A 24,868-nucleotide genomic window follows, 5' to 3' on the forward strand; every position below is an offset into this window, starting at 1 on the left:
AAGTTTGTAACCAGAGCTACATGAGTGACTATCGAAATCCCCGCAAGAACGCACCTTTTTGAGCCATGGGCACATCCCTGAAACCTGCGCACATCGATTTGCCCGCCTCACCAAGGCCGGATCCCAACCATGCGGACTGCCGCGGCGTCGCCTCGATCCTCGCGCGCGTCGGCGACAAATGGAGCGTGTTCGTCATCATGATGCTAAGTGACGGGCCCAAGCGCTTTAACGAGCTCAAGCGCATGATCAATGGCATTTCGCAGCGGATGCTGACCTTGACGCTGCGCGGGCTCGAGCGTGACGGCCTGGTCACACGCACGATCTTCCCGACCATTCCGCCGCGGGTGGATTACGAGCTGACCGATCTCGGCCGGGGACTGCAGCAGCCGGTAAAGGCACTCGGCGAATGGGCGATCACGCATCAGCAGCAGATCGCCGCGGCGCGTACGCGCTTCGACGAGCGGACCACTCCTTAAAGCAGCGAGACCAAGCCACCGCCGTGGCGTTCGAGCCGGCCGGCGAGCTCGAGTTCCAAGAGCACGGTACGCACGATGGCCGGCGAGGCGCCGGACATCCGCACGAGATCGTCAATCGTGACAGGGGCAGGGCCGAGCAGGCCGGTGATCTGGTCGCGGTCGTGCCCTTGAGGATCGCTCTCGAACGGCTCGCTGTCGGGCTCGCGCGCGGTACGCATCAGCGGCCGCTCCATGATCGGTGCGACCGCGTTGACGACGTCGGCCGCTTCGGTGACGAGCGTCGCGCCCTGCTTGATCAGATCGTTGGTGCCGGCGGCGCGCGGGTCGAGCGGCGAGCCCGGCACGGCGAACACTTCGCGACCCTGTTCGGCGGCCATGCGCGCGGTGATCAGCGAGCCCGAGCGGTGCGCCGCCTCCACCACGACCACGCCGAGCGCGGCGCCCGAGATCAGCCGGTTGCGGCGGGGAAAGTCGCGGGCGCGCGGCTCGTGGCCGAGCGGCATCTCGGAGATCGCGGCACCCTTGCGGTCGAGGATCGAGGCCAGCAGATCGCCGTGCTCCGGCGGATAGATGCAGTCATGTCCGCCGGCGAGCACGGCTATGGTGCCGCTCTCGAGGCTGGCGCGGTGCGCGGCCTGGTCGACCCCGCGGGCAAGGCCGGAGATGACGACAAAGCCGGCTTCGCCAAGCTCGCGGGCGAGCTGACCGGCGAATTTCAAGCCTGCGCCGGATGCGTTGCGCGAGCCGACGATCGCGATCATCGGTCGCGTCAGCGTTGCATTGTCGCCGCGTACGGCGAGCAGCGGCGGCGCATCGTCGAGCGTTGCCAGCCGCGCCGGATAACCGTCCTCACCGGGCGCGAGCCAGGCAATTCCGAACTTGCGGCTCGCGGCGAGCTCGGCTTTCGCCTCGTCGGCGCTGCAGATGCGCGCCGATCGTTGCGCGCCGCCGCGGCGTGCGAGATCCGGCAGCCGCTCCAGCGCCGCGCGCGCCGAGCCGAAATGCTCGACCAGCGACCGGAACGTGCGCGGCCCGACATTGTCGGACCGGATCAGCCGCAGGCGGTCGATCCTGTCGGCTTCGGTCAGCTCTACACTTGGATTGATGGCGTCCACGGCGGCTCCTTGCAGGGACAGCATGGAACAACCTGAGGGCGTGGGCAACAGTGACGTACGCTTGCGCGACCTTGCCCCGATGCTAAAAGCGATCCCAATAAGAAGGGTATTGCCCATGATCTCACTCGCCGACCTCCAGCGCCGCATCGAAGCGGGCGAGCTTTCGCCCGAGGCCGCCATCGCGCAATCGCATGCAGCCATCGAGGCGCGGGAGAAGGACGTCCATGCCTTCGTCCGTCACGACAGCTCCGCGAAGGCGCAAGCTTCTGGCCCGTTGCGCGGTATCGCGGTCGGGATCAAGGACATCATCGACACCGCCGATTTCCCGACCGAGATGGGATCATCGATCTATCGCGGCTGGCAGCCGCGCGCGGACGCGCCTGTGGTGATGATGCTGAAGCGGGCGGGCGCCACCATCATCGGCAAGACCACGACCACGGCATTCGCCTCGCGCGATCCGACCCCGACGCTCAATCCGCATAACCTCGGGCATACGCCGGGCGGCTCGTCCTCGGGCTCGGCCGCGGCCGTCGGTGCCGGCATGATTCCGCTGGCGCTGGGTACCCAGACCGGCGGCTCGGTGATCCGGCCCGCCGCCTATTGCGGCACCGCCGCGATCAAGCCTTCGTTCCGCATGCTGCCGACGGTCGGCGTCAAATGCTATTCGTGGGCGCTCGACACCGTCGGTCTGTTCGGCGCCCGCGCGGAAGATCTCGCGCGCGGACTGCTGGCAATGACCGGCCGCACCGAATTCGCCGGCATCGTCCCGGCGAAGGCGCCGCGCATCGGCGTTATCAGGCAGGAGTTTGCCGGCGCCGTGGAGCCGGCCGCCGAGGAGGGGCTGCAGGCCGCGATCAAGGCGGCGACGCGGGCTGGCGCCAGCGTGCAGACCATCGATCTGCCGCAGGCGGTGCAGGAGGCCTGGCGCATCCACCCTGTGATTCAGGACTTCGAGGCGCATCGCGCGCTCGCCTGGGAATTTTCCGAACGCCACGACGAGATCGCGCCGATGCTGCGCGCCAGTCTCGATGCGACGGTCGGTCTCACACCCAAGGACTACGACGACGCACGCCGGATCAGCCGCCACGGCCGCCGCGAGATTGGCGAATTGTTCGAGGGGTTCGACGCGCTGCTGACCTATTCGGCGCCGGGCACGGCGCCGGCCAAGGAGCTCGCGAGCACCGGCGACCCCCGCTACAACAGGCTCTGGACGCTGATGGGCAACCCTTGCGTCAACGTGCCGGTGCTCAAGGCCAATGGCCTGCCGATCGGCGTGCAGGTGATCGCGCGCTTCGGCAACGACGCGCATGCGCTGGCGACGGCGTGGTTCCTGGAGCAGGCGCTGGCGAAATCAGGCTAGCGCAGGTTCGAGAGCGACGATGCGCTGGCCGGATGCGGCCGGCGCTGCGCTGTGATCTGGACCTTGCTTGAGCCAGCGCCCGGCAGCCTCGCGGCCGCTCCGGTGCAGCGCGCGAATGAAGCCGCGGCCGAGATCGGTCGATGAGCGCTGCGCCAGGCCGTCCACGAAATCTTCCGCGGCGATCCTGGAGAGCCGCAACGACGATGCGGCCTGCGATTGCGCCCATTCGATCGCCGCGATCTCGGCATTGAGGGCGGCGTTGGCCGCGATCTGATCCAGCCTGCGGTCGATCGCGGCGAGCGTGATCGGCACGTAGCTGTCGCGCGCCGGCGTGGCCTGGACGAGCAGGATTTCGGCGCTCGTCGTGTCCTGCACGAGCCGCAGCAGGGGCGGATTGCCGCCGAGGCCGCCATCCCAATAAGCCTCGCCGTCGATCTCGACCGCGCAATGAACCAGCGGTGGACAGGTCGAGGCCAGCGCGACGTCGGCGGTGATCACGTCGTTGCGGAAGATCTGCTGCTGCCCGTCGCGGATCCGGGTCGCCGCGATCAGAAGCTTCGGGCAGCGCGGGTCGCGCAAGGCGGAAAAATTGATGTCGCGCGACAGCGCCTGCCGCAGCGGATCGAGATCGAACGGATCGAACTGGCCGGAGCGCAGCGTCGGGCCGAACGCGACCGAGCTTCCCGCCGGCGAGAAGCCGCCGATCAGCATCAGCGATCGGAACGAGGCTTCGTGCATCAGCCGGATCCAGAACCGGTTCAGCCGCGCGCGGGCGCCTTCACGGCCGCCCTCGGCGAAACCGGACGCGAGCAACAGCGCGTTGATGGCGCCGGCACTGGCGCCGCTGATGGTGTCGATCGCGATCGATGGCTCTTCCAGCAGCCGCTCCAGCACGCCCCAGGTGAAAGCAGCGAAGGTGCCGCCGCCCTGAAGCGCCAGCGACAATTTTCGCGGCGGCCATTGCCGCGGGGTCCGATCGTGCGTGACGGGCGCTGCAGTTAGGATTTCGGCTGGTTTCCCCGCTTCCACGATCGGATCGGGCTCGCGCGGTGGAGGTGGGACGGAAGCAGGCGCTGGAGCGACAAGCGGCGAGGGCGCACCAGACCAGATGTCCGTCGTCGAGAGTAGCCGGCTTGCCGCGGTGCAGGCAGCACCTCGCAAATCGCCATCGTCTTGCGCGCTGACAATCTTCTCGCTCATTCTGAGCAACCGCGTAGAGCCATGCCCACGTCAGGGCCAAGCCAGGAACCCGTTCGTCCATACAGCCGTGATTCGGCTGCAAGTTGCGAACACCATTTGAGATATAATGCAGAAGGGGTGCCGCGGTATCCGTGGATTCCCGGCTTATGTCTTCTCGCCGATCCGGCTTTCCTTGCCCGATTGCAGCCGCTTGATGTTCTCGCGATGGGCGTAGAACAGCAGCAGCGTCAGCACCGCGGCCATCGCTGCTAGTGCGAGATGGCCAAACCACCACAGGAACAGCGGCGTGATGAAGGACGCCACCAGCGCAGAGAGCGAGGAATAGCGGGTGGTGAAGGCGGTCGCGAGCCATAGCAGGCAGAACACCAGCGCGGCCGGCCAGAACAGCCCGAGCAGAATGCCGATATAGACGGCGACACCCTTGCCGCCGCGGAACTTGAGCCAGACCGGGAAGAGATGGCCGAGGAAGGCGCCGAGCCCGGCCAGCATCGCGGCGTTGGGACCGGCGATGTAGCCGGCGATCACCACGGCCACGGTGCCCTTGAGCGCGTCGAACAGCAGGGTCGCGGCGGCAAGGCCCTTGCGCCCCGTGCGCAGCACGTTCGTGGCGCCGATGCTGCCGGAGCCGATCGACCGCAGATCCTGCGTGCCGCCGAGCCTGGTCAGGATCAGCCCGAACGGAATCGAGCCGAGCAGGTAGCCGATGACGAAAGCGACCGGCAGAAACAGTTCAAGCGCCATGTCTGCAAATTCCCTGGCTGCAGCTCCGCACGTCAGACATGCTCGTACACTGTCCGTCCGCCGACAATGGTGCGCACCACGCGGCCTGTAAAGCGGGCCTCGTCGAACGGCGTGTTCTTGCAGGGCGATTTGAGGTCGGCGGGATCGACCACCCAGGGCACATCGGGGTCGATCACGATGACGTCGGCGGGGCTGCCCGTGCGCAGGGTTCCGCCAGGCAATCCCAAAATCTCGGCCGGCCGGGTCGACATCGCCCGGATCAGCGTCTTGAGGTCCAATTCGTCATTGTGCACGAGGCGCAGGCCCGCCGGGAGCATGGTCTCCAGCCCGATGGCGCCGGGGGCTGCTTCTGCGAAAGGCAGGCGCTTGACCTCGACGTCCTGCGGGTTGTGGTCGGACATGATGACGTCGACGAGGCCGGAGGCGACGGCGGCGACCAGCGCGCGGCGGTCGTCCTCGGTGCGCAGCGGCGGCGACAGCTTCAGGAACGAACGGTAAGGGCCGATGTCGTTCTCGTTCAGCGCAAGGTGGTTGATCGAGGCTGAGGCCGTCACGGCAAGGCCGGCGTCGCGGGCGCGCTTGAGCACGTCGAGCGACTCGATGCAGGTTAGCGACGCCGCGTGATAGCGGCCGCCGGTGAGCGCGACCAGGCGCATGTCGCGCTCCAGCATCACGGCTTCCGCCGCGTTCGGGATGCCCATCAGGCCGAGCCGCGAGGCGAACTCGCCCTCGTTCATCACGCCTTCGCCGACGAGATCGCGATCCTCGGTGTAGTGCACGATCAACGCGTCGAAATCGCGCGCGTAGGTCAAGGCGCGGCGCATCACCTGCGCATTGCTCACGCTCTTGTCGCAGTCGCTGAAGGCGATCGCGCCTGCTGCCTTGAGGAGGCCGAACTCGGTCATCTCCTCGCCGTGCATTCCCTTGGTCAGCGCCGCCATCGGCTGGATGTTGACGATCGCGGTGTCACGGGCGCGACGCATCACGAAGTCGACGGTCGCCGAGTTGTCGATCACCGGCAAGGTATCGGGCTGGCAGATGATGGTGGTGATGCCGCCGGTCGCAGCCGCCTGGCTCGCGGACGCAAAGGTCTCGCGATGGCTGAAGCCGGGCTCGCCGACGAAGGCGCGCATGTCGATCAGGCCGGGGGCGACGATCTTGCCGGCGCAGTTGACGACGTCGGTGCCCTCGGGGACGCCGGCAGCGCCAATGCCGCGGCGGGTCTCCCGGATGATGCCGTCGGCAATCAGGACATCGCCGGGGCCATCGAAATCCCTGCTGGGGTCGACGAGGCGGGCATTGGCAAGCAGGATGGGTCGGCGGTCGGTCAACATGAGCATCACGCGTTCGGCAGGTTGCGGGCGAGCGCTTCCAGCACCGCCATGCGCACGGCCACGCCCATCTCCACCTGTTCGCGGATCAGGGACTGCGCGCCGTCCGCGACCGCGGTGTCGATTTCGACGCCGCGGTTCATGGGGCCGGGATGCATGACAAGGGCGTCTGGCTTGGCGTAGGCGAGCTTCTTCTGGTCCAGCCCGAAATAATGGAAATACTCGGAGGTCGACGGCACGAAGGAGCCGTTCATGCGCTCGCGCTGGAGCCGCAACATCATGACGATGTCGGCGCCGTTGAGCCCCTCGCGCATGTCGCGCGCGACCTCGACGCCCATCCGCTCGATGCCGGGCGGCAGCAGTGTGGAGGGGCCGACGACGCGGACGCGGGCGCCCATCGCGTTGAGCAGGATGATGTTGGAGCGGGCCACGCGCGAATGCAGCACGTCACCGCAGATCGCGACGACTAGGCCCTCAAGCCGGCCCTTGTTGCGGCGGATGGTCAGCGCGTCGAGCAGGGCTTGTGTCGGATGCTCATGCGCGCCGTCGCCGGCATTGATCACGGAACCGTCGACCTTGCGGGCCAGCAGTTCCACCGCGCCGGAGGCGTGATGGCGCACCACCAGGATATCCGGGTGCATGGCGTTGAGCGTCATGGCGGTGTCGACCAGCGTCTCGCCCTTTTTGATGGACGAGGAGGACACCGACATGTTCATGACGTCGGCGCCCAGCCGTTTGCCGGCGAGCTCGAACGACGATTGGGTCCGGGTGGAAGCCTCGAAGAAGAGGTTCACCTGCGTCCGTCCACGCAGGACGGTGCGCTTCTTGTCAACCTGGCGGTTGAGCTCGACATATTCTTCGGACAGGTCGAGGAGGCCGGTGATGTCGGCCGCGGAAAGGCCCTCGATGCCCAGCAAATGCCGGTGGCCGAGGACGAAGGTCGATTTCGATGTCATTAAAGCGAGAGCTATAGGCGGGGATGGCCGGGGGGGCAAGGGCCAAAGCCCGGGCGGGGAGTTATCCCCCGATCTGTCGGTCTTATCGCTGGCGTGAGCTGTCCCCGTCTTCTCCGTCATGCCCGGGCCGAAGCGCGAAGCGCGTCTTCGCGCTAGACGTCCCGGGCATCCACGTTCTTAAGGTGCTGTCGCAGAAAAGGCGTGGATGGCCGGGACAAGCCCGGCCATGACGAAGGGGAGATTTCCGCTGAAAACAACTCTAACAGCGCTCTTGGTCGCGGCTTTTGTTTCCGGGGCCCACGCCCAATCGCTTCCCGGCGGTTTCGTCTATTTGCACGACATCGAGCCCAGCATCATCCAGGACATCCGCTACGCCACCTCGAACAATTTCGTCGGCCGTCCGCTCGCCGGCTACGGGGCCGGCGAGTGCGTGGTGAAGCGGGAGGTTGGGCTGCGGCTGAAGGCGGTCCAGCAGGAACTGGCGGCGCAAAATCTCTCACTGAAAATGTTCGACTGCTACCGGCCGGCGCGGGCCTCGCTCGACATGGTCAGGTGGTCGCAGAACGGCCACGAGACGGCCGCCGAGCGGCGCTACAATCCCAAAATTCCCAAGACCGAGCTGTTCCGCCTCGGCTACATCGCAAGCCGCTCGCAGCATTCGACGGGCGCAGCGCTCGATCTCACGCTGGTCGATCTCAACGCCGACAATTCAGGCAAATACGACCCGTCAAAGACCTACGCGGACTGCACGGCACCGGTCGAGGCGCGATTGCCGGAGGGCAGCGTCGACATGGGCACCGGCTATGACTGCACCGACGTGAAAGGGCATACCGCCGCACCAACGATCAGTCCGGATCAGCGCGCCTGGCGCAAGCGGCTGGTGGCTGCGATGGCAAGGCAAGGCTTTGTGAACTATGCAAAGGAGTGGTGGCACTTTTCGCTGCCGGGAGCGGGCGGTGCGCCGTATGATTTCCCGATCCAGCCGCGGCGGAACTGATTCCGCGCCGAGGACACGAGATGACCCAGCCCAGCTTCGCGACCCACGAGGTCTTCAACCAGTCGCCGCCGTTCGAGGACGCCGATCTCTTCGCCGTGGATCAGCCGCTGGTCGCGGCGGTCAGGGCCAATGGCGCTGCGGCGGCGGAACCGGAGCTCTCGGAGTTCGGCAAGCATTGGGGCTCGGCTGCGATGGCCGATCGGGGGCGCGTCGCGAACGAGAACACGCCGAAGCTGCGCACCTTCGATGCCAAGGGCAATCGGCGCGACCAGGTCGAGTTTCATCCGGCCTATCACGAGCTGATGGCTCACAGCGCCCGTGCCGGCGTGCACAATTCGACTTGGACTGCGGATGGAAGACCCGCGGGCGATGCCGCAGAGGTCATCCGCGCGGCAAAATTCTACATGGCCTCGCAGGTCGAGACCGGCCATCTCTGCCCGATCACGATGACGCGCGCCTCCGTTGCGGCGCTGGCGATGCAGCCTGATCTGCGCGCCAAGGTCATGCCGGTGCTGTCGACGAAAAGCTACGATCCCAGCTTCGCGCCGTGGTGGGAGAAGCGCGGTATGACGCTCGGCATGGGCATGACCGAGAAGCAGGGCGGTACCGACGTGCGCGCCAACATGACGCGCGCGGTGCGCGAGGGAGGCGCCTACCGTATCACCGGCCACAAATGGTTCATGTCGGCGCCGATGTGCGATGCCTTCCTGGTGCTGGCTCAGGCGGACCAGGGACTGACCTGTTTCTTCATGCCGCGCTTCGCGCCGGATGGTTCGGTGAACGCGATCCAGTTCCAGCGGCTGAAGGACAAGCTCGGCAACCGCTCCAACGCGTCATCCGAGGTTGAGTTCGTCGGTGCCTATGCGGAAGCCGTCGGCGATGAGGGCAAGGGCATCCGTACCATCATCCAGATGGTGCAAATGACGCGGCAGGATTGCGCGATCGCCTCGGTCGGCCTGATGCACTCGGGGCTCGCCCACGCGCTGCATCACACCCGGCACCGCAGCGTGTTCCAGAAACATCTCGCCGATCAGCCGCTGATGCAGGCGGTACTCTCGGACATGGCGCTGCATGTGGAGGCGAGCACGGCTGTGGTGATGCGGCTCTGCCGCGCCTTCGATCGGACGCCGCTCGATCCGGCGGAGGCCGCCTACATGCGGCTGCTGACGCCTGCGATCAAATACTGGACCTGCAAGAGCGCGCCGCCGTTTCTCTACGAAGCTATGGAATGCCTCGGCGGCAACGGCTATGTCGAGGACGGCATTCTGGCGCGGCACTACCGGGAGTCGCCGGTCAACGCGATCTGGGAGGGCTCGGGCAACGTCATGTGTCTCGACGTGCTGCGCGCGCTCTCGCGCGAGCCGGAGGCAGCGGTATCGGTCCTGCAAGCGCTTGCTGCCGAGACCAAAGGTCTGCCAGGGGCAGGCGAGACTGCGGGATTCATCGGCAAGACCTTCGGCCGCCCGGACGGCGAGCGCGTAGCGCGCCTTGCGGTCGAGAAGCTGGCGCTGCTTGCGGCCGCCGCCGCGCTCAACGGCGTGTCACCGCGTCAAGCAGAACTGTTCGCTGCCACGCGCCTCGCCACGAACCACGCCAGCATGTACGGCGCGGTCGAGCTCGAGAGCGGCGACGTGCGCACGCTGCTGGAGCGGGCGCTGCCGTGAGCCTGCCAAACGAAAGCCTCCTGATGGACTCCCTCAATCCCGATCTGCCGCCGCTCACCGAGACGCCGGCGCCGCCGCGAGTCTGGAAGTTCTGGGGCACGGCGCTGTGGGGCATCGCCATCTTCGCAGCCATGTTCGTCGGGCAGATCGGGGCCATCGTCTATCTGGTCTGGGTCGCCCGTGACCCAATCGACCTCGCATCGATGCAGCACATCGGTCGCGAGCCGGCGTCGCTCGCGTTTTCGGTCACGATGGGCCTGCCGGCGACGCTGGCCGCCGTGTGGCTGGCCATCCGCATCAAGAAGGCCTCCTTCGTCGACTATCTCGCGTTCTATTGGCCGTCCTGGAAGCAACTCCTGTTCGGCGCCGTCGGGCTGATCCTGATCGTGGTCGCCTGGGAGACGATGTCGCGGAGTCTGGGCCGCGAGGCGACGCCGGGCTTCATGACCGACCTGTTGAAATCCGGTCGCGACAAGGGCGCGGCGCTGATGCTGCTGTTCGCCTTCAGCGTGGCCGCTCCGATGTCCGAAGAGGTCCTCGCCCGCGGCTTTCTGTTTCGCGGCTGGTCGGCGAGCTTCCTGCGCGTGCCCGGCGCCATCATCCTGTCGTCGCTGGTGTGGACGGTCGTGCATCTACAATACGACCTGTACTTCCTCGCCGAGGTCTTCTCCATCGGCCTGTGGTTCGGCTACATGCGCTACCGCAGCAGCTCGCTCTGGCTCACGATCGTGCTGCACGCGCTTAACAATCTGACGGCAGTGGTGCTGACGATGTGGCTGGGGAGTTAGGCCACCAGCGCGATCGCGATCGGCATGGTGATCGCCGCCAAAATCGTCTGCAGCGTGATGATCTGCGCCAGCAGCGGTGCATCGCCGCCCATCTGGCGGGCCAGCACGTAGGCGCTGGTCGAGGTCGGCACCGCGGCGCAGATCGCGACGATCGCAAGGCTGTCGCCGGACAGTCCGAACCAGACGGCGAGCCCCAGCGCGACCATCGGCATCAGCACCAGCTTGAACACCACGCCGATAGCGGCACCCGTGCTGGGGCGGAGCAGGCCTTCAAGATGCAGTCCGGCGCCGGTGACGAGCAGGCCGATGGCGAGCGAGGAGCGGCCGAGTGCGTCTGCCACCTCATGCCAGATCTTCGGCAGCGGCAGGTGGATGACGTTGACGACGAGCCCGATCACGCAGGCCCAGATCAGGGGATTGCGGACAACCGTCATGACAACGGTGCGCGCGGATTGCTTCTTCGGCGCTGCGTAGTGGGCGAGCACCGCGACGCTGAGGACGTTGACCAGCGGAATGATCGCCACCATCGCGACGGAGGCGAGCGCCAGCCCGACCTCGCCGAACATATTGGCGGAGACGGACAGCGCCACATAGGTCTGCCAGCGGATCGCGCCCTGGAAGATCGAGGTGAAGGCGGGGCCGTCGATATCGAGCCGCGACAGGGCCGGGCGGAGCGCGAGGCAGAGCAGCGACATCGCGAGCGCCGAGAGCAGCAGCGCGCCGCCGACGCCTGCGACCGGGACCTTGGACAGGTCGGCCTTCACCAGCGTCTGGATCAGCAGCATCGGAAACAGCACGAAATAGGTCAGCCGCTCCAGCCCGTTCCATTGCGTATCGAGCCGCATCAGGGTGCGCTTCAGCACCACGCCGAGCACGATCAGAATAAAGACGGGGAGGAGCGCCGCGATCACGACGGCCATGGATCAGTCAGGCCCCGGGGCTGCGCGCAGATTGGCGAGGCGGTCGAGCGCGCCTTGCAGGATGAAGATCGCGGCGTGCTCGTCGATCACTTCGGCGCGCTTGGCGCGGCTGACATCCATGCCGATCAGCTCGCGCTCGACCGCGGCGGTCGACAGGCGCTCGTCCCAGAGGCCGATGGGCAGCGCGGTCAGACCGGCGAGGTTGCGGGCAAACGCCCGGGTCGATTGCGCGCGCGGGCCCTCGCTGCCGTCCATGTTGATGGGCAGGCCGAGCACGAAGCCGACGGCCTTGCGTTCACTGGCGATCGCGAGCAGCCGGGCGGCATCCTGCTTGAACGCCTTGCGCTGGATCGTTTCGACGCCGGTAGCTAACCGGCGGTCTGGATTGGAGACGGCAACGCCAATTGTCTTGGTGCCGAGATCAAGGCCGACCAACCCGCCGCGTTCGGGCCAGTGGGTTGCAGCATCGACGAGAGGCAGGATAAGAGCCGGCATGGTGTTAGCGCATATCACGCGTCGCGCTACGGAGTGAACCCGGAACATGGATGCGCTGACATTATTCGGCTTGTTCGCCGTGACAGCGATGCTGGTCGCTTACGCCCTGGAAGACCGCAGCCACTGGTTCGTGCTGACGTTCGCAATGGCCTGCGTGCTCGGTTCGGCTTACGGCTTCCTGCAAGGAGCCTGGCCGTTTGGCGTGGTCGAGGCGATCTGGGCCGTCGTGGCGCTGCGGCGCTGGCATCTCAGGCCGCGATGACGTCGTCGTCTTGCTTCAGGCAGGCGGCAAATCCGTTCAGTGCACTGGTTTGATGTCCGGCACGACGCTGGATGAAGAGCGTCTCGACCTGCGCGTGCGAATGGCTCAGCGCGTGGATCGAGACGCTGCCGTTGATCGCACTGCGTTCGACCACGGCGCGCGGCAGCAGTGTCACGCCCATGTCGGCGGCGACACAGCCGATCATGCCGTCGAGCGTGCCGAGTTCGAAGCGTGCGGCTGACGGCCAGCCGAGCTCGACAAAGATCTGTTCCAGCCGCTGCCGGTAGGTGCAGCCGGTGCGGAACGTCAGTGCGGTCGGGCCCGACTCCGGCGTGCCGGCGCGCAGCTCGGCGAGCGTGGCCCAGCGCCGCGCACTGACCAGCACCAGCTCTTCGCGGAACGCGCTTGTCGCGGTGAGATCGGCATGCACGATCGGACCTGCGACGAAGGCGCCGTCGAGGGTGCCTTCGAGCACGCAGGCGACGAGGTCGGCGGTGGGTGCGGTGCGCAGGCTCAGCCGGACGGCGGGAAAGCGGCGATGAAAATCGGCCAACAGCGGCGGCAGCCGCACCGCTGCGGTCGTTTCCATCGAGCCGATCGCGAGCGGTCCCTTGGGCTCGCCGTCGTCGCAGGCGGCGAGCACGGCCTCGCGCGCTAATGCGGACATCCGTTGCGCGTAGGGCAAAAGGCGCTTGCCCGCACCGGTCAAGGTCATGCCGCGGCTGTGCCGTTCGAACAGCGGCGTGCCGATCTCGGCTTCCAGTGCCTTCACGCGCTGGGTGACGTTCGACTGCACCGTGTTGAGCTCTTCCGCCGCGCGGGTGATCCCCCCGGTCCGGGCGACGGCAGCGAAGGTCTGGAGGTCGCTGAGTTCCATAATATCGTTTCTCTTTTGAGATGGCAGCGTTCGTAAGAAATCAATTTTGGAGAATGGTATTCTAGACTAATATTCGTGTCGAGAGCGGAGGAGCCATGCCGATCACCACGCCGCTGACCCAGCTCCTGGGGATCAAGCATCCGATCCTGCTGGCTCCAATGGACACGATCGCCGGCAGCCGGCTGACACGGGCTGTCAGCGAGGCCGGCGGCTTCGGGATCCTGGGTGGTGGCTACGGCGATCAGGAACGGCTCGAGGCCGAGACCAGGCAACTAAGCGGCTTTGCTTCGTTCGGTATCGGCTTCATCACGTGGAGCCTGGCAAGACAGCCAAGACTTCTCGACATCGCACTCGACGCCAATCCGCAAGCGATCATGCTGTCATTCGGCGATCCTGCACAATTTGCAGCGCGCATCAGGGCGTGCGGGGCGCGCTTGATCTGCCAGGTGCAGAGCGAGGACATGGCGAAGCAGGCACTGGATGCCGGTGCGGACATCCTGATCGCGCAGGGTACCGAAGCCGGCGGTCACGGCGCATCGCGCACAACCGTCGATATCGTACCTGCTATCGTCGATCTCACGGCCGGGCGCGTGCCGGTGGTTGCCGCCGGCGGAATTGCCGATGGTCGCGGGCTCGCCGCGATGATGATGCTGGGCGCCTCCGGCGTGCTGATCGGCACGCGCTTCTATGCGAGCGTGGAGGCCAATGGCGCGGAGGAAGCCAAGCAGCGCATTCGCGACGCTGATCCCAATGACACGGTGCGCGGCGTCATCGTCGACTGGTCACGCAGCCTGTTCTGGCCGGCCCCGTTCACCGCGCGAACGCTGGTCAACGATCATATCAGGCGCTGGACCGGCCGCGAGGTCGAGCTGATGCAGCGCGCCGCCGAGGTGACCGTCGAATATGCCGCGGCAAGGGCCGCTGGCAATTTCGAGGTCGCCGCGGTCTTTGCCGGCGAGGCCGTCGGCCTGATCAATGATATTCCGTCCGCCGCCGAAATCGTCGAACGGATCGCGACCGAGGCCGAGCAACTGCTAACCGGCCGGCGTAATTCCAGCGCGTCCGCCTAAACTGCGAGAGAACAACCATGTGGCCGAACCGTCGATTGATCGATCTCTTCAAGACCGAATTCCCGATCGTGCTGGCGCCGATGGCCGGCGTGATGGACGCGGAGCTGGTGATCGCCGTTGCGCAAGGCGGGGGCCTCGGCTCGCTGCCGAGCGCGATGCTGTCGCCGGAGAAAGCGCGCGAGCAGGTCAACATCATCCGGCAGCGCGTCTCCGCGCCGGTGAACATGAATTTCTTCTGCCACACACCGGTCGAGCTCACGGCCGAGGCGGAGGCGCGCTGGAAGCAGCGCCTCGCGGGCTACTACAATGAGCATGGCCTCGATCCCGCCGCACCCATCAATGCCGCGAACCGCGCGCCGTTCGACGCCGGCTTCTGCGAGGTTGTGGAGGAGCTGAAGCCGGAGATCGTCAGCTTCCATTTCGGTCTGCCCGAGGCCGCGCTGCTCAAGCGGGTCAAGGCGGCAGGATGTCTCGTCATCTCGTCGGCGACCACTGTGAGCGAAGCGGTCTGGCTCGAGCAGCACGGAGCTGATGCCGTCATTGCCCAAGGCGCGGAGGCCGGCGGCCATCGCGGCATGTTCCTGACCGACAAGATCTCGGAACAGCCCGGCACCTTTGCGCTGGTGCCGCAGGTGGTCGACGCGGTGAAGGTCCCAGTGATTGCGGCCGGCGGCGTTGCGGATGGCCGCGGCATTGCAGCCGCCTTCGCGCTCGGCGCGGCCGGCGTGCAGATCGGAAGTGCCTATCTGCGCTGCCCGGAATCCAAGGTCAGTGCGGCGGCCCGTGCGGCGCTCGCCGAGGGACAGGATGATTCCACCGTCATTACCAATGTCATGACCGGGCGGCCGGCGCGCGGCGTTCAGAACCGCCTGATGCGCGAGGCCGGCCCGATTTCGCCGGACGCGCCGCCATTTCCCCATGCCGCAACGGCGCTGGGACCGCTCAAGGCTGCGGCCGAGAAGCAGGGCAGGGTGGATTTCACCAATCTCTGGGCCGGGCAGGCGATCGCCCTGGGCCGCGAGGTCCCGGCAGCTGAACTGACCCGGGATCTCGCCAAATCGGCGCTTGCCCGGATGAAGGCGTTGGGCGGATAGGTCCCTAAAGCGCGATGAGCTTCGGGCGAAGCCTCATCGTGCTTTAGGTTCTTGTTTGCGCATGATCTTTTCGGAAAACCGCTGCACACTTTTCCGGATCATGCGCTGGCGCCGGTTGCGGCGCAAAAGCGGCCTCTGCTATACGGCACATAGGTTTTGCCGTGAGAGGCCTTATATAATGTCCGTCGACGCCGCTACCGTCCGCCGCATCGCGCATCTGGCGCGCATTGCGGTTTCCGAGGGCGAGGTTCCGCATCTGCAGGGCGAGCTCAACGCCATGCTCGCCTTTGTCGAGCAGCTCTCGGAGGTCAATGTCGAGGGCGTGGAGCCCATGACCTCGGTCACCCCGATGCAGATGAAGAAGCGGCAGGATGTGGTCAATGACGGCGAGATCGCCGACGATATCGTTGCCAACGCACCTGCGACCGAAGGCCACTTCTTCCTGGTGCCGAAGGTTGTTGAGTAATTTACGTAGCGTTTTCGAGCGAAGTGGAAGCCGGTTCGCGTAAAGAAAACGCGTCAAAAGAGTCTCAGGACGAAGTCCGATGTGCATGCTTTGCGACGACGAGAAGGCCTATCAGGCTTACATGAACTATCTCGACAAGATGGAGCGGCAGGGCAAGGCTGCCGACCCCAACGTCGCCGTCAATGCCGTGCTCGACGAGATCGAGGCGGCTGCGAAAGCGGCCACCAAGAAAGACGACCCGGCCAACGACAAATCCCTGTCTCCGTTCTTCTGCAGCCCGATCAATAAATGACCGATTTGACATCGCTGACGCTCGCGGAGGCCCGCAAGGGCCTCGCGGCAAAGACTTTCACGTCCCTCGAGCTGACCGACGCGCATCTGAACGCGATCGAAGCCGCCCGCGTGCTCAATGCTTTCGTCATGGAGACGCCCGACCGCGCGCGCGACATGGCGAAGGCCGTCGACGAGAAGATCGCCAAGGGTGACGCGGGGCCGCTTGCCGGCATTCCGCTCGGGATCAAGGACCTGTTCGCGACCAAGGGCGTGCGCACCACGGCGTGCTCGAAAATCCTCGGCAACTTCGTGCCGACTTACGAGTCCACGATCACCTCGCAGCTGTGGCGCGATGGTGCGGTGATGCTGGGCAAGCTCAACAATGACGAGTTCGCGATGGGCTCGTCGAACGAGACCTCGTGCTTCGGCCCGGTCGGCAATCCCTGGCGGCGTGATGGCTCCAACACGACGCTGGTGCCGGGCGGCTCGTCTGGCGGCTCGGCCTCCGCCGTGGCGGCTCTGCTCTGCATGGGCGCGACCGCGACCGACACCGGCGGCTCGATCCGCCAGCCGGCGGCGTTCACCGCGACCGTCGGCATCAAGCCAACCTATGGCCGCTGCTCGCGCTGGGGCATCGTCGCCTTTGCCTCCTCGCTGGACCAGGCTGGTCCGATCGCGCGCAGCACGCGCGATGCCGCGATGCTGCTGCGCTCGATGGCTGGCCACGATCCCAAGGACACGACCTCGGTCGACATAGCCGTGCCGGACTACGAGGCCGCGATCGGCAAGTCCGTGAAGGGCATGAAGATCGGCATTCCCAAGGAATACCGTCTCGACGGCATGCCGGCCGAGATCGAAAAGCTTTGGGAAGCGGGCGCGGCCTGGCTGAAAGCGGCCGGGGCCGAGCTCGTTGAAGTGTCACTGCCGCACACCAAATACGCGCTGCCGGCCTATTACATCGTGGCGCCGGCGGAGGCGTCCTCCAACCTCGCGCGCTATGACGGCGTGCGCTTCGGCCTGCGCGAGCAGGGCCGGAACGTCAACGAACTCTACGAGAACACCCGTGCAGAAGGTTTTGGCGCTGAGGTGAAGCGCCGCGTCATGATCGGCACCTACGTGCTCTCGGCCGGCTATTACGACGCCTATTATTTGCGCGCCCAGAAGGTGCGCACGCTGATCAAGAAGGACTTTGAGGATTGCTTCGCCAAGGGCGTCGACGCGATCCTGACGCCGGCGACGCCGTCGGCGGCCTTCGGCATCGGCGAGAAAGGCGGCGCGGACCCCGTCGAGATGTACCTCAACGACATCTTCACGGTGACCGTGAACATGGCGGGCCTGCCGGGCATCGCTGTGCCCGCCGGCAAGGATGCGCAGGGCCTGCCGCTCGGCCTGCAGCTGATCGGCCGTCCCTTCGACGAGGAGACGCTGTTCTCGCTCGGCGAGGTGATCGAGCAGGCCGCCGGCCGCTTCACGCCGGCGAAATGGTGGTGAAGATGGCGGCGTATATCGCCAGCCTCGACGGCGCCGCGCCGCCGCCGGACCTCAGCGCTCCACTTGCCGCACTATGGTGGGCCGCCAAGGGCGACTGGGACGAGGCGCACAAGATCGTCCAGGACGAGAGCGGCCGCGCGGCCGCTTGGGTGCACGCCTATCTGCACCGGGTCGAGGGCGACCTCGGCAACGCCGGCTATTGGTACCGCCAGGCCGGCCAGCCCGTGGCAACGGATTCATTACAGGCAGAGTGGGAGCGGATCGCTGCCACGCTGCTCGGGAGCAAGCCATGAACGCACCTGCCGCACCCCACAAACTTCTCAAGGGCTCAACCGGTGACTGGGAGATGGTCATCGGCCTGGAGGTCCACGCTCAGGTGACGTCGAACGCGAAGCTGTTCTCCGGCGCCTCCACCGCATTCGGCGGCGAGCCGAACTCGCATGTGTCGCTGGTCGACGCGGCGATGCCGGGCATGCTGCCTGTGATCAATGAGGAATGCGTCAGACAAGCTGTCCGGACCGGCCTCGGGCTGAACGCGCAGATCAATCTGCGCTCGGTGTTCGATCGCAAGAACTATTTCTATCCAGACTCGCCGCAGGGCTACCAGATCAGCCAGTACAAGTCGCCGATCGTCGGCGAAGGCGAGATCGTGGTCGAACTGGACGGCGGCAAGACCGCCACCATCGGCATCGAGCGGCTGCATCTGGAACAGGACGCCGGCAAATTGCTGCACGATCAGTCGCCGACCATGTCCTATGTCGATCTCAACCGCTGCGGCGTGGCGCTGATGGAGATCGTGTCGAAACCCGACATCCGCGATGCCGAGCAGGCCAAGGCCTATGTGACCAAGCTGCGCTCGATCCTGCGCTATCTCGGCACCTGCGACGGCGACATGGAGAAGGGATCCTTGCGCGCCGACGTCAACGTCTCCGTGCGCAAGCCCGGCGCGCCGCTCGGCACCCGCTGCGAGATCAAGAACATGAACTCGATCACCTTCATCGGCCAGGCGATCGAGTACGAGGCCCGGCGCCAGATCGAAATCCTCGAGGACGGCGGCGCGATCGACCAGGAGACCCGGCTCTACGACCCCAACAAGGGCGAGACGCGGTCGATGCGGTCCAAGGAAGAGGCGCACGACTATCGCTACTTCCCCGATCCCGACCTGCTGCCGCTGGAGTTTTCGCAAAGCTTCGTCGACGAGTTGAAGGCTGAGCTCCCCGAGCTGCCGGACCAGAAGAAGACGCGCTTCGTCGCGGATCTCGGCCTGTCGGCCTACGACGCCAGCGTGCTGGTCGCCGAGCGCGAGAGTGCAGTGTTCTACGAGACCGTGTTGGAGAAACTCGCCAACCGCGCGCGCGACGGCAAGGTCGCCGCGAACTGGGTGATCAATGAGCTGTTCGGTCGTCTCAACAAGGAAGGCCGGGATATTACGGACTCTCCGGTCGATGCCGCACAGCTCTCAGGGATCATCGACCTGATCGGCGAGGGTACGATCTCCGGCAAGATCGCCAAGGATCTGTTCGAGATCGTCTGGCAGGAGGGCGGCGATCCCCGCGCACTGGTCGAAAGCCGCGGCATGAAGCAGGTCACGGATCTTTCGGCGATCGAAAAGGTTGTCGACGACATCATCGCGGCCAATCCCGACAAGGCGGCGCAGGTCAAGGACAAGCCGCAGTCACTCGGCTGGTTCGTCGGCCAGGTGATGAAGGCATCCGGCGGCAAGGCCAACCCGCAGAGCGTCAACGAGCTGCTCAAGTCCAAGCTCGGCATCTGACCTCGCGCGTTCGAACGAGGTGACGGACAGGCGTCGTCACCTCGCTTTCGGTTCGCGATGCGACGCTCGCGCACATCCTCTGCGACGAACTTCATCCCGATCGAACGCGACACGCCGACCGAATCGCCGTCACGCGATTCGCGCAAAACGGCGACTTGCACGCGCTCTGACGAGCGCTCGCGCCGTTAATCATGAAAATATTTTCGTTGCCAAAAGTCGCGACTCAGAGTCCGCGAAGCGCCTTCGCGAGGCGCTCGCGCGATCGGCAGGATGCATCATTGCAACGATCGTGCGCGATGCACGCGTGCAAGAAAATACTTGCTGCATAGTGTTTTTCTACAATCGCATCTTTTGCAAACGTCGATGCCGCGGGCACTCTCTGCGATCGCAAGCACACCTCATGCAGTCCGTTTGCATCGCGTTCGCCAGCGCAGGCGCGTTTCGCCGTCAACACTTCTTTAAGCGAGACGCTGTTTTTTTCGTTGTGTTGGTGTATTCGGGATGAGTGTGCACTCGATCCCCGACTGCATGCAGCGATTAAGCCATCTCACACATCGGAGGGCAACATGGCCAAGAAAGCTAAGAAGGCAAAGAAGGCGAAGAAGGCGAAGAGCGCAGTGAAGAAGACTGCGAAGAAGACCCGCAAGGTCGCCAAGAAGAAGTAACTTCGCTTTTTGAAGTTGCCGGCTCCTAGAGAGCCGGCACGTCATCAGCGCCTCTCAAAAGGTTCTGGTCGACGATAGAGGGTGTCGGCGAGACATCAGGTCAACGGTCGGATCGTTCTCTTCGCGGGTTCGCTCGCTAAGTCCGGTCCGGCAGAAGAAACAAGTTTTCTTCGTTCGGTGCGGCTCTCCGTAAGGGGCTCCGCAATTTCACAGGCGGCCTTCGGCCAACGTGGAATCTGGTCCTGACGTGTTCGCCGACGCCCTCGTTCTCATGAGGCCGGGGTATTGCCGGCATTCCCATATCCCGACATTGTTGATCTGACCGCGATGTGGCCGTTCTGCCCTTGAGCAGTCAGGGTTGTCGCATATGACGTCAGCGGCGCCTGAGCGAGCACCTCGTCCTTCGAGAGGACCGCTTAGCCGTCCCCTCCGGATGAGGCTCGGCTGCATCCATCTGCGTTGATGCTGCCGCATCCTCATCCCTCATCCTGAGGGCCCGCCGCAGGCGGGCGTCTCGAAGGATGGCCGCAGTCGAGCTTCCAGCCATATACTTCTTCATATGCGCGCCCTACTTGAGCAGGGAGGCTGCAGCGCAATTGCAGGCAGTTCGCGCACCTCTTCTCCATTTGCGGTGTCATCGCCCGGCTCCGACCGGGCGATCCAGTACCCCGCAGCTTCTCGTGGGACCATTGCTGTTTCTGGAATACGGTGACGACAGCGGGCGGGGACACCACAGGACGCGGGTCACCGTGCGCAATGGTTATCGTTCTCCCAAAATCCCAAGGTAAACCGAATCTGACGAATTGCAGAAGTCCCTGCAAAATAGGGATTTCTTGCATTTGTCGTGCGCGCCTGGCGCGGGCGCGTTTACGTCTGCTTCATCGCGATACTTAAACTGCCATTCAAATTTGCCCGCCATCATTACCTCCAACAAGCCGGCAAACGGCACGGGCAAAAAGCCTCGGGGATGAGTTGAACAGTTGATCGGACGGGAGCCGCGCTCGGGGTACGAGACGGCATAAGAAAAAAGGGGATGCGTTATGTTTCAGGGTACTTTCGATCTGGAGACCGCGACGCCGATCGACGCAGGCGCGCTGTCGGACGTGCTGTTCGAGCGCGGCCTCTATTGGGCGAGCGGACGCGCCGGCCTCGTTGATCTCGTCGCCGCGCACAAATGGTTCAACCTCGCCGCGCTCAAGGGCCGCAAGGACGCCGTGACGCTGCGCCAGGAGGTCGCCGGGCAGATGTCGGACGCCGACATCTCGGCCGCCCAGCGCGAGGCGAGGGCCTGGGTCTCCGCCCACTGAGCGGTGAATCACGTCCCGGCGGTCGCAGGCGAACCTGATTTTCGCTAATCGGGTTCCCTCGTGGTCCGCCATCCGGGATTCCGAGCGGCGTGAGCGATCTCGACGAGATGACTGGGCGCAGATCAGAGGCGGCGGATTCAGATCGCGCCCTTGCACTATGATCTGGGATACTTCGACCCGGAGCAGAAAACCCTGCAACCTCTCGACAACCCGTTCGGCACGAGGCTGTCACCCATGTCTTAGGTACGTTCCGTTACCCATGTCTTCGGGCCGGACAAGCTGCGGAGTGGCGGAGAGGGAGGGATTCGAACCCTCGATACAGCTTGAGACCGTATGACGCTTTAGCAAAGCGTTGCCTTCAGCCACTCGGCCACCTCTCCGGTGCGAGCCTTATGCATCTAATTACTTGGGCTGGTCAATTTGGAAGCGTGTGTTTTTGCTCGAATATTCCCAGCGAATTCCGAAACCAGGCGGTTTGCTCTCGGGCCGAGAACGTAACGCAGCGATAACGGACGCCAAGCTGGAGGTTCTGGCGCTTGTATTAAGAGTGGTTCTGACGCGCATAAAGGCTCCCTTCATCCATATAAACGATTGATTTTGCTTTCAAATTGGATCGGATGGCCCGCGTGTGGGACGACTGCCTTCGTCGCCGACCGCCTCTATCAAGTGATTCATTTGCAAGCGATTGATTTGATTGTCTCTTCCGCGATTCGCCACAAACTATGAGCGGTGATTGCCCTCAGATCGGCCGACGGGGCCCCGTGTCAGGGCTGCGGGAAGGGCGCTCTCACTATTAGTCGGGATAACTCGCTCGCCGGCCGAGGATCTGCCCCGTCGCGCCAGGCGTCGCCGCAACCAGGGAGGGCCTTGTCTGGCGATTTCTCTTTCCGTGGAAACGGCTTTGGAAATCAAAGCAGGGATGATCTGGCACGCTGTTTCATTCTTCAACTGTCAGGACTCCGCCGCTACGGATCTCATCTTACAATAGTCAGGACGTAGAGCATCCAGCTGGGTAGCTCACTGCGAGATATCGATAGGCAATATCCCGACCGCTTCGAGACGTACGCGTTTTCAATCGGTCCTGACGACAACAGCGATCTCCGCAAGCGGCTCGAAGAGTCATTTCATCGCTTTGTCGATTGCGAGACAAGCTCGACGGTGAAGTCCTTCAAGCGATCGACGATGCGCAGATCGATATTTTGTCAATCTTGCAGCCGCTTGATGGTCAGGCCAGCCAGTTCCCGAAGGACTGGCGCGCGGCGAGTCCCTGGTTGATTCCACGATTCGGGCGCCCAGACCCACAGCGAGGCGTCTCCACGAATGTGAGGGGCTGGTGCCGGAACTTTTGATGGCAGATTAAACCCGTCGAAAAAGATCAGCAGATTCAAAGTGTTACAAAGTCGCCCTGATCACATCTGCGTGTTATTTGTGCAACACCCGTTGGAAAACACGCTCGATCGGCCGGTTCTGAAGCGTTCTGTTGTTGTGTGTGCAAGGGGGTTCGGTAATTGTGACTGAGCGACGGAGGGGGGCATCCCGAGGTCGTCCCGTCTTAGGTGGTTCGCTTAAGTCCCTCGCGTTCAGCGGGTGTGTCCGAAGGCGCGAAGCGACTAAGCGGTGAATTTAAGGGACAAGGGAACCAACCTTAGGGTGTCTTCACCCAGCGGATCCGGAACCTTCCCTATGGCAAACTTGGAGGTTTAACATGAAGTTGGTTAAGAGCCTTTTGCTCGGTTCCGCGGCGGGTCTGCTCGCTGTTGGCGGAGCGCAGGCAGCCGATCTCCCCGTGAAGGCCAAAGCGGTCGAATACGTGAAGATCTGCTCCCTGTACGGTGCGGGTTTCTACTACATCCCCGGCACCGACACCTGCATCAAGCTGGGTGGTTATCTGCGCGCTGAAGTCGCGCTGAACACCAACTCGGACTTCAGCGGTCAGCTCACGTCGAACAACGGCGCGCGCAACCGTCTGACGAACTACTACACCATGCGCGCTCGTGAAGATCTCAACATCGACACGCGCACCGCGACCGAGTACGGCGTCGTCCGTACCTTCTTCGACGGCGTGTTCTCCTGGACCACCGGCAACTACGCCGGCACCGGCAGCGCGACCGGTACCACTGCCTACAGCAGCACGCTGGCGCTCAACACCTCCGGCGCCGCCCCGGCGCTCGTTGGTTCGGCCGTCAACGGCACCGACGGCGCGACCTCCGGCGGTTCGCTCGGCGTGTACTACGCCTTCATCCAGTTCGCTGGCTTCACCATGGGTAAGGCCGTGTCGCAGTTCGACGCGCCCTGGACCAACTATCCCGGCAACAACTTCGACAGCCTCGTCGGCGGTTCCGGCACGGTCACTGGTGTCAACCAGTTCACCTACACCGCTGACTTCGGTCAGGGCGTGACGGCGTCGTTCTCGGCTGAAGATGCGACGGCCTATTACCAGGCTGGCAACCTGAACATGACTGGCGCGACTGCGGCTGGCATGATCGGCGGTTCGTATGGCTCCAACGCCATCGGCGGTTCGCGTTCGCCGAACCTCGTCGGTATGGTCCGTGTCGACCAGGCTTGGGGTCTGTTCCAGGCGTCGGTCGCTGCGCATGACAACCACGTTGCCTACTACGGCGCCACCGAGCCGACTGGCCATCCCGACGACAAGTGGGGTTGGGCTGCTCAGCTCGCTTTGTCGATCAAGAACATCCCGACTGGCGCGGGTGACGTGATCAACATCCAGGGCGTCTACACCGACGGCGCATCCCGCTACAACTTCCAGAACCTGGCGGGCGGCAGCTACTCGATGTTCGGCAGCTCCGGCGTTGCCTACCAGAGCGTCGGCTTCGCTATCGCTCCGGACACCGTGTTCGTGACCGGCAGCGGTCAGGAAACCGTCAAGACCTGGGGCTTCCGCGGTGCCTACACCCATAACTGGGATCCATACTGGAACACCGCGATCTACGGTGCTTACGCTCAGGCGCAGTACGGCACTCTTGCCAAGACCACCCTCTGCGGCGCTGGCGGTGCTGGCGGCGTGTTCGGCGGCCTGGCGGGCGTGACGGGTTGTAATCCTGACTTCGCCATCGGCCAGGTCGGTGTCATCACTCGCTGGACCCCGGTCAAGAACCTGACGTTCTCGGCCGACCTCTCCTGGACCCATCTGGACCAGAAGTACGCTGGTACGGTTGCTTACGCTGGTGCCGGCACGACGGCCAAGCCGGCCGCCGTGTACGAGCTGAAGGATCAGGACACGCTCGTTCTGCTCCTCCGCGCTCAGCGCAACTGGTAAGTTCGGTCTAACGACCTGACAGAGAGCCCCGGCGGGAAACCGCCGGGGCTTTTTTTGCACCAGGCGGACCACGGATCTCCGACATGTTCTGAAGAACGAGTGGAGTGTGGAATGATCAGTAGCTTTGGGTGATCAAGAGCTGGGTTCGGATCGCGCGATCAAGACCACTTCAGCCGCCGCGGCAAGAGGCGGAGGCGCCGGCAGGTCCTTGAGATTCATGGCCACCACGGCGTCCAACGTGGTCTGCCCGTCTAGACCGCAACCAGCGC

At 64.6% G+C, this 24,868-nt stretch carries 23 protein-coding genes and 1 tRNA gene; 15 read left to right on the forward strand and 9 right to left on the reverse strand.

Features of this window, described 5'->3' with window-relative positions; all coding sequences use genetic code 11:
- Nucleotides 1–65: 65 nt before the first annotated feature.
- Nucleotides 66–476 (forward strand): helix-turn-helix domain-containing protein, encoded by a 411-nt coding sequence (locus IVB36_RS28150; RefSeq protein ID WP_018458326.1) that lies wholly within the window; start codon nt 66–68, stop codon nt 474–476.
- Here IVB36_RS28150 and dprA read toward each other — a convergent pair.
- Nucleotides 473–1,615, reverse strand: coding sequence for a DNA-processing protein DprA (gene dprA / locus IVB36_RS28155; RefSeq protein ID WP_204511389.1), 1,143 nt, complete (start codon nt 1,613–1,615; stop codon nt 473–475). The two genes, IVB36_RS28150 and dprA, sit on opposite strands and share 4 nt — an antisense overlap.
- A 91-nt stretch (nt 1,616–1,706) precedes the next feature.
- Between dprA and IVB36_RS28160 the strand changes: the two genes are divergently transcribed.
- The gene (locus IVB36_RS28160) at nt 1,707–2,951 is read left to right on the forward strand and encodes an amidase (protein WP_247338480.1); all 1,245 of its coding nucleotides are present in this window, start codon (nt 1,707–1,709) and stop codon (nt 2,949–2,951) included.
- Here the strand turns inward: IVB36_RS28160 and IVB36_RS28165 are convergent.
- The 4 genes from IVB36_RS28165 to IVB36_RS28180 all read right to left on the reverse strand — a co-directional run bounded on the left by IVB36_RS28165 (nt 2,943) and on the right by IVB36_RS28180 (nt 7,179).
- Nucleotides 2,943–4,151, reverse strand: a complete 1,209-nt coding sequence (locus IVB36_RS28165) for a patatin-like phospholipase family protein (protein WP_247338481.1) — start codon at nt 4,149–4,151, stop codon at nt 2,943–2,945. The two genes, IVB36_RS28160 and IVB36_RS28165, sit on opposite strands and share 9 nt — an antisense overlap.
- A gap of 144 nt (nt 4,152–4,295) precedes the next feature.
- The gene (plsY, locus tag IVB36_RS28170) at nt 4,296–4,892 is read right to left on the reverse strand and encodes a glycerol-3-phosphate 1-O-acyltransferase PlsY (protein ID WP_247338482.1); all 597 of its coding nucleotides are present in this window, start codon (nt 4,890–4,892) and stop codon (nt 4,296–4,298) included.
- 32 nt (nt 4,893–4,924) lie between these two features.
- A complete protein-coding gene (locus IVB36_RS28175; protein ID WP_198959261.1) occupies nt 4,925–6,232 on the reverse strand; it encodes a dihydroorotase in 1,308 nt (435 codons plus the stop codon).
- The gene (locus tag IVB36_RS28180) at nt 6,232–7,179 is read right to left on the reverse strand and encodes an aspartate carbamoyltransferase catalytic subunit (RefSeq protein WP_007603315.1); all 948 of its coding nucleotides are present in this window, start codon (nt 7,177–7,179) and stop codon (nt 6,232–6,234) included. The genes IVB36_RS28175 and IVB36_RS28180 overlap by 1 nt, the downstream gene beginning before the upstream one ends.
- A gap of 226 nt (nt 7,180–7,405) precedes the next feature.
- On the opposite strand from IVB36_RS28180, the gene IVB36_RS28185 reads away from it, so the two are divergent.
- Genes IVB36_RS28185 through IVB36_RS28195 form a run of 3 tightly spaced genes read left to right on the forward strand, consistent with a single transcriptional unit; the run spans nt 7,406 to nt 10,628 of the window.
- Complete coding sequence (locus IVB36_RS28185) at nt 7,406–8,176, forward strand: M15 family metallopeptidase (RefSeq protein ID WP_247338484.1); 771 nt, start codon at nt 7,406–7,408, stop codon at nt 8,174–8,176.
- Between the two features lie 20 nt (nt 8,177–8,196).
- Entirely contained in the window at nt 8,197–9,840 is a 1,644-nt protein-coding gene (locus IVB36_RS28190; RefSeq protein WP_247393833.1) for an acyl-CoA dehydrogenase family protein, read from the forward strand.
- A 23-nt stretch (nt 9,841–9,863) separates the two neighbouring features.
- Nucleotides 9,864–10,628, forward strand: a complete 765-nt coding sequence (locus IVB36_RS28195) for a type II CAAX endopeptidase family protein (RefSeq protein ID WP_018458318.1) — start codon at nt 9,864–9,866, stop codon at nt 10,626–10,628.
- Here the strand turns inward: IVB36_RS28195 and IVB36_RS28200 are convergent.
- Complete coding sequence (locus IVB36_RS28200; RefSeq protein WP_247338486.1) at nt 10,625–11,548, reverse strand: AEC family transporter; 924 nt, start codon at nt 11,546–11,548, stop codon at nt 10,625–10,627. The two genes, IVB36_RS28195 and IVB36_RS28200, sit on opposite strands and share 4 nt — an antisense overlap.
- Before the next feature lie 3 nt (nt 11,549–11,551).
- Nucleotides 11,552–12,043 (reverse strand): Holliday junction resolvase RuvX, encoded by a 492-nt coding sequence (ruvX, locus tag IVB36_RS28205; protein ID WP_007603328.1) that lies wholly within the window; start codon nt 12,041–12,043, stop codon nt 11,552–11,554.
- Between the two features lie 46 nt (nt 12,044–12,089).
- Between ruvX and IVB36_RS28210 the strand changes: the two genes are divergently transcribed.
- Nucleotides 12,090–12,305, forward strand: coding sequence for a hypothetical protein (locus IVB36_RS28210; RefSeq protein ID WP_247338487.1), 216 nt, complete (start codon nt 12,090–12,092; stop codon nt 12,303–12,305).
- Here the strand turns inward: IVB36_RS28210 and IVB36_RS28215 are convergent.
- Nucleotides 12,292–13,182, reverse strand: coding sequence for a LysR family transcriptional regulator (locus IVB36_RS28215; RefSeq protein WP_085351411.1), 891 nt, complete (start codon nt 13,180–13,182; stop codon nt 12,292–12,294). The two genes, IVB36_RS28210 and IVB36_RS28215, sit on opposite strands and share 14 nt — an antisense overlap.
- A gap of 95 nt (nt 13,183–13,277) precedes the next feature.
- Here IVB36_RS28215 and IVB36_RS28220 point away from each other — a divergent pair, with 95 nt between their 5' ends.
- From IVB36_RS28220 to IVB36_RS28255, 8 genes are all read left to right on the forward strand, one after another.
- The gene (locus tag IVB36_RS28220; protein ID WP_085351412.1) at nt 13,278–14,252 is read left to right on the forward strand and encodes a nitronate monooxygenase; all 975 of its coding nucleotides are present in this window, start codon (nt 13,278–13,280) and stop codon (nt 14,250–14,252) included.
- A gap of 17 nt (nt 14,253–14,269) precedes the next feature.
- Nucleotides 14,270–15,346, forward strand: a complete 1,077-nt coding sequence (locus tag IVB36_RS28225) for a nitronate monooxygenase family protein (protein WP_085351413.1) — start codon at nt 14,270–14,272, stop codon at nt 15,344–15,346.
- Between the two features lie 178 nt (nt 15,347–15,524).
- The gene (gatC, locus tag IVB36_RS28230; RefSeq protein WP_007611211.1) at nt 15,525–15,812 is read left to right on the forward strand and encodes an Asp-tRNA(Asn)/Glu-tRNA(Gln) amidotransferase subunit GatC; all 288 of its coding nucleotides are present in this window, start codon (nt 15,525–15,527) and stop codon (nt 15,810–15,812) included.
- Nucleotides 15,813–15,891: 79 nt separating this feature from the next.
- A complete protein-coding gene (locus tag IVB36_RS28235; protein ID WP_085351414.1) occupies nt 15,892–16,104 on the forward strand; it encodes a hypothetical protein in 213 nt (70 codons plus the stop codon).
- Nucleotides 16,101–17,576, forward strand: coding sequence for an Asp-tRNA(Asn)/Glu-tRNA(Gln) amidotransferase subunit GatA (gene gatA, locus IVB36_RS28240; RefSeq protein ID WP_085351415.1), 1,476 nt, complete (start codon nt 16,101–16,103; stop codon nt 17,574–17,576). Before IVB36_RS28235 ends, gatA begins: the two co-directional genes overlap by 4 nt.
- Nucleotides 17,567–17,869, forward strand: a complete 303-nt coding sequence (locus tag IVB36_RS28245; RefSeq protein WP_085383246.1) for a hypothetical protein — start codon at nt 17,567–17,569, stop codon at nt 17,867–17,869. Before gatA ends, IVB36_RS28245 begins: the two co-directional genes overlap by 10 nt.
- Nucleotides 17,866–19,350, forward strand: coding sequence for an Asp-tRNA(Asn)/Glu-tRNA(Gln) amidotransferase subunit GatB (gene gatB, locus IVB36_RS28250; protein ID WP_247338488.1), 1,485 nt, complete (start codon nt 17,866–17,868; stop codon nt 19,348–19,350). The genes IVB36_RS28245 and gatB overlap by 4 nt, the downstream gene beginning before the upstream one ends.
- 1,705 nt (nt 19,351–21,055) lie before the next feature.
- Complete coding sequence (locus IVB36_RS28255) at nt 21,056–21,322, forward strand: hypothetical protein (protein ID WP_085351418.1); 267 nt, start codon at nt 21,056–21,058, stop codon at nt 21,320–21,322.
- Between the two features lie 287 nt (nt 21,323–21,609).
- On the opposite strand, the gene IVB36_RS28260 is transcribed toward IVB36_RS28255, so the two are convergent.
- Nucleotides 21,610–21,702: transfer RNA gene (locus IVB36_RS28260), tRNA-Ser, on the reverse strand.
- Nucleotides 21,703–23,027: 1,325 nt separating this feature from the next.
- Between IVB36_RS28260 and IVB36_RS28265 the strand changes: the two genes are divergently transcribed.
- Nucleotides 23,028–24,599 (forward strand): porin, encoded by a 1,572-nt coding sequence (locus IVB36_RS28265; protein ID WP_085357377.1) that lies wholly within the window; start codon nt 23,028–23,030, stop codon nt 24,597–24,599.
- The last annotated feature ends 269 nt before the right edge of the window (nt 24,600–24,868 follow it).

The sequence above is a fragment of the Bradyrhizobium sp. 35 genome, assembly GCF_023073215.1.
Classification (GTDB): domain Bacteria; phylum Pseudomonadota; class Alphaproteobacteria; order Rhizobiales; family Xanthobacteraceae; genus Bradyrhizobium; species Bradyrhizobium canariense_D.

Bases quoted from the DNA above. Each gene is read 5' to 3' on its own strand.
- gatC (WP_007611211.1), top strand. From the start codon at position 15,525: ATGTCCGTCGACGCCGCTACCGTCCGCCGCATCGCGCATCTGGCGCGC.
- plsY (WP_247338482.1), bottom strand. From the start codon at position 4,892: ATGGCGCTTGAACTGTTTCTGCCGGTCGCTTTCGTCATCGGCTACCTG.
- IVB36_RS28190 (WP_247393833.1), top strand. From the start codon at position 8,197: ATGACCCAGCCCAGCTTCGCGACCCACGAGGTCTTCAACCAGTCGCCG.
- gatA (WP_085351415.1), top strand. From the start codon at position 16,101: ATGACCGATTTGACATCGCTGACGCTCGCGGAGGCCCGCAAGGGCCTC.
- gatB (WP_247338488.1), top strand. From the start codon at position 17,866: ATGAACGCACCTGCCGCACCCCACAAACTTCTCAAGGGCTCAACCGGT.
- IVB36_RS28165 (WP_247338481.1), bottom strand. From the start codon at position 4,151: ATGAGCGAGAAGATTGTCAGCGCGCAAGACGATGGCGATTTGCGAGGT.
- IVB36_RS28220 (WP_085351412.1), top strand. From the start codon at position 13,278: ATGCCGATCACCACGCCGCTGACCCAGCTCCTGGGGATCAAGCATCCG.
- IVB36_RS28175 (WP_198959261.1), bottom strand. From the start codon at position 6,232: ATGCTCATGTTGACCGACCGCCGACCCATCCTGCTTGCCAATGCCCGC.
- IVB36_RS28200 (WP_247338486.1), bottom strand. From the start codon at position 11,548: ATGGCCGTCGTGATCGCGGCGCTCCTCCCCGTCTTTATTCTGATCGTG.
- IVB36_RS28180 (WP_007603315.1), bottom strand. From the start codon at position 7,179: ATGACATCGAAATCGACCTTCGTCCTCGGCCACCGGCATTTGCTGGGC.
- IVB36_RS28195 (WP_018458318.1), top strand. From the start codon at position 9,864: ATGGACTCCCTCAATCCCGATCTGCCGCCGCTCACCGAGACGCCGGCG.
- ruvX (WP_007603328.1), bottom strand. From the start codon at position 12,043: ATGCCGGCTCTTATCCTGCCTCTCGTCGATGCTGCAACCCACTGGCCC.
- IVB36_RS28210 (WP_247338487.1), top strand. From the start codon at position 12,090: ATGGATGCGCTGACATTATTCGGCTTGTTCGCCGTGACAGCGATGCTG.
- IVB36_RS28185 (WP_247338484.1), top strand. From the start codon at position 7,406: ATGACGAAGGGGAGATTTCCGCTGAAAACAACTCTAACAGCGCTCTTG.
- IVB36_RS28265 (WP_085357377.1), top strand. From the start codon at position 23,028: ATGAAGTTGGTTAAGAGCCTTTTGCTCGGTTCCGCGGCGGGTCTGCTC.
- IVB36_RS28235 (WP_085351414.1), top strand. From the start codon at position 15,892: ATGTGCATGCTTTGCGACGACGAGAAGGCCTATCAGGCTTACATGAAC.
- dprA (WP_204511389.1), bottom strand. From the start codon at position 1,615: ATGCTGTCCCTGCAAGGAGCCGCCGTGGACGCCATCAATCCAAGTGTA.
- IVB36_RS28225 (WP_085351413.1), top strand. From the start codon at position 14,270: ATGTGGCCGAACCGTCGATTGATCGATCTCTTCAAGACCGAATTCCCG.
- IVB36_RS28215 (WP_085351411.1), bottom strand. From the start codon at position 13,182: ATGGAACTCAGCGACCTCCAGACCTTCGCTGCCGTCGCCCGGACCGGG.
- IVB36_RS28245 (WP_085383246.1), top strand. From the start codon at position 17,567: ATGGTGGTGAAGATGGCGGCGTATATCGCCAGCCTCGACGGCGCCGCG.
- IVB36_RS28255 (WP_085351418.1), top strand. From the start codon at position 21,056: ATGTTTCAGGGTACTTTCGATCTGGAGACCGCGACGCCGATCGACGCA.
- IVB36_RS28150 (WP_018458326.1), top strand. From the start codon at position 66: ATGGGCACATCCCTGAAACCTGCGCACATCGATTTGCCCGCCTCACCA.
- IVB36_RS28160 (WP_247338480.1), top strand. From the start codon at position 1,707: ATGATCTCACTCGCCGACCTCCAGCGCCGCATCGAAGCGGGCGAGCTT.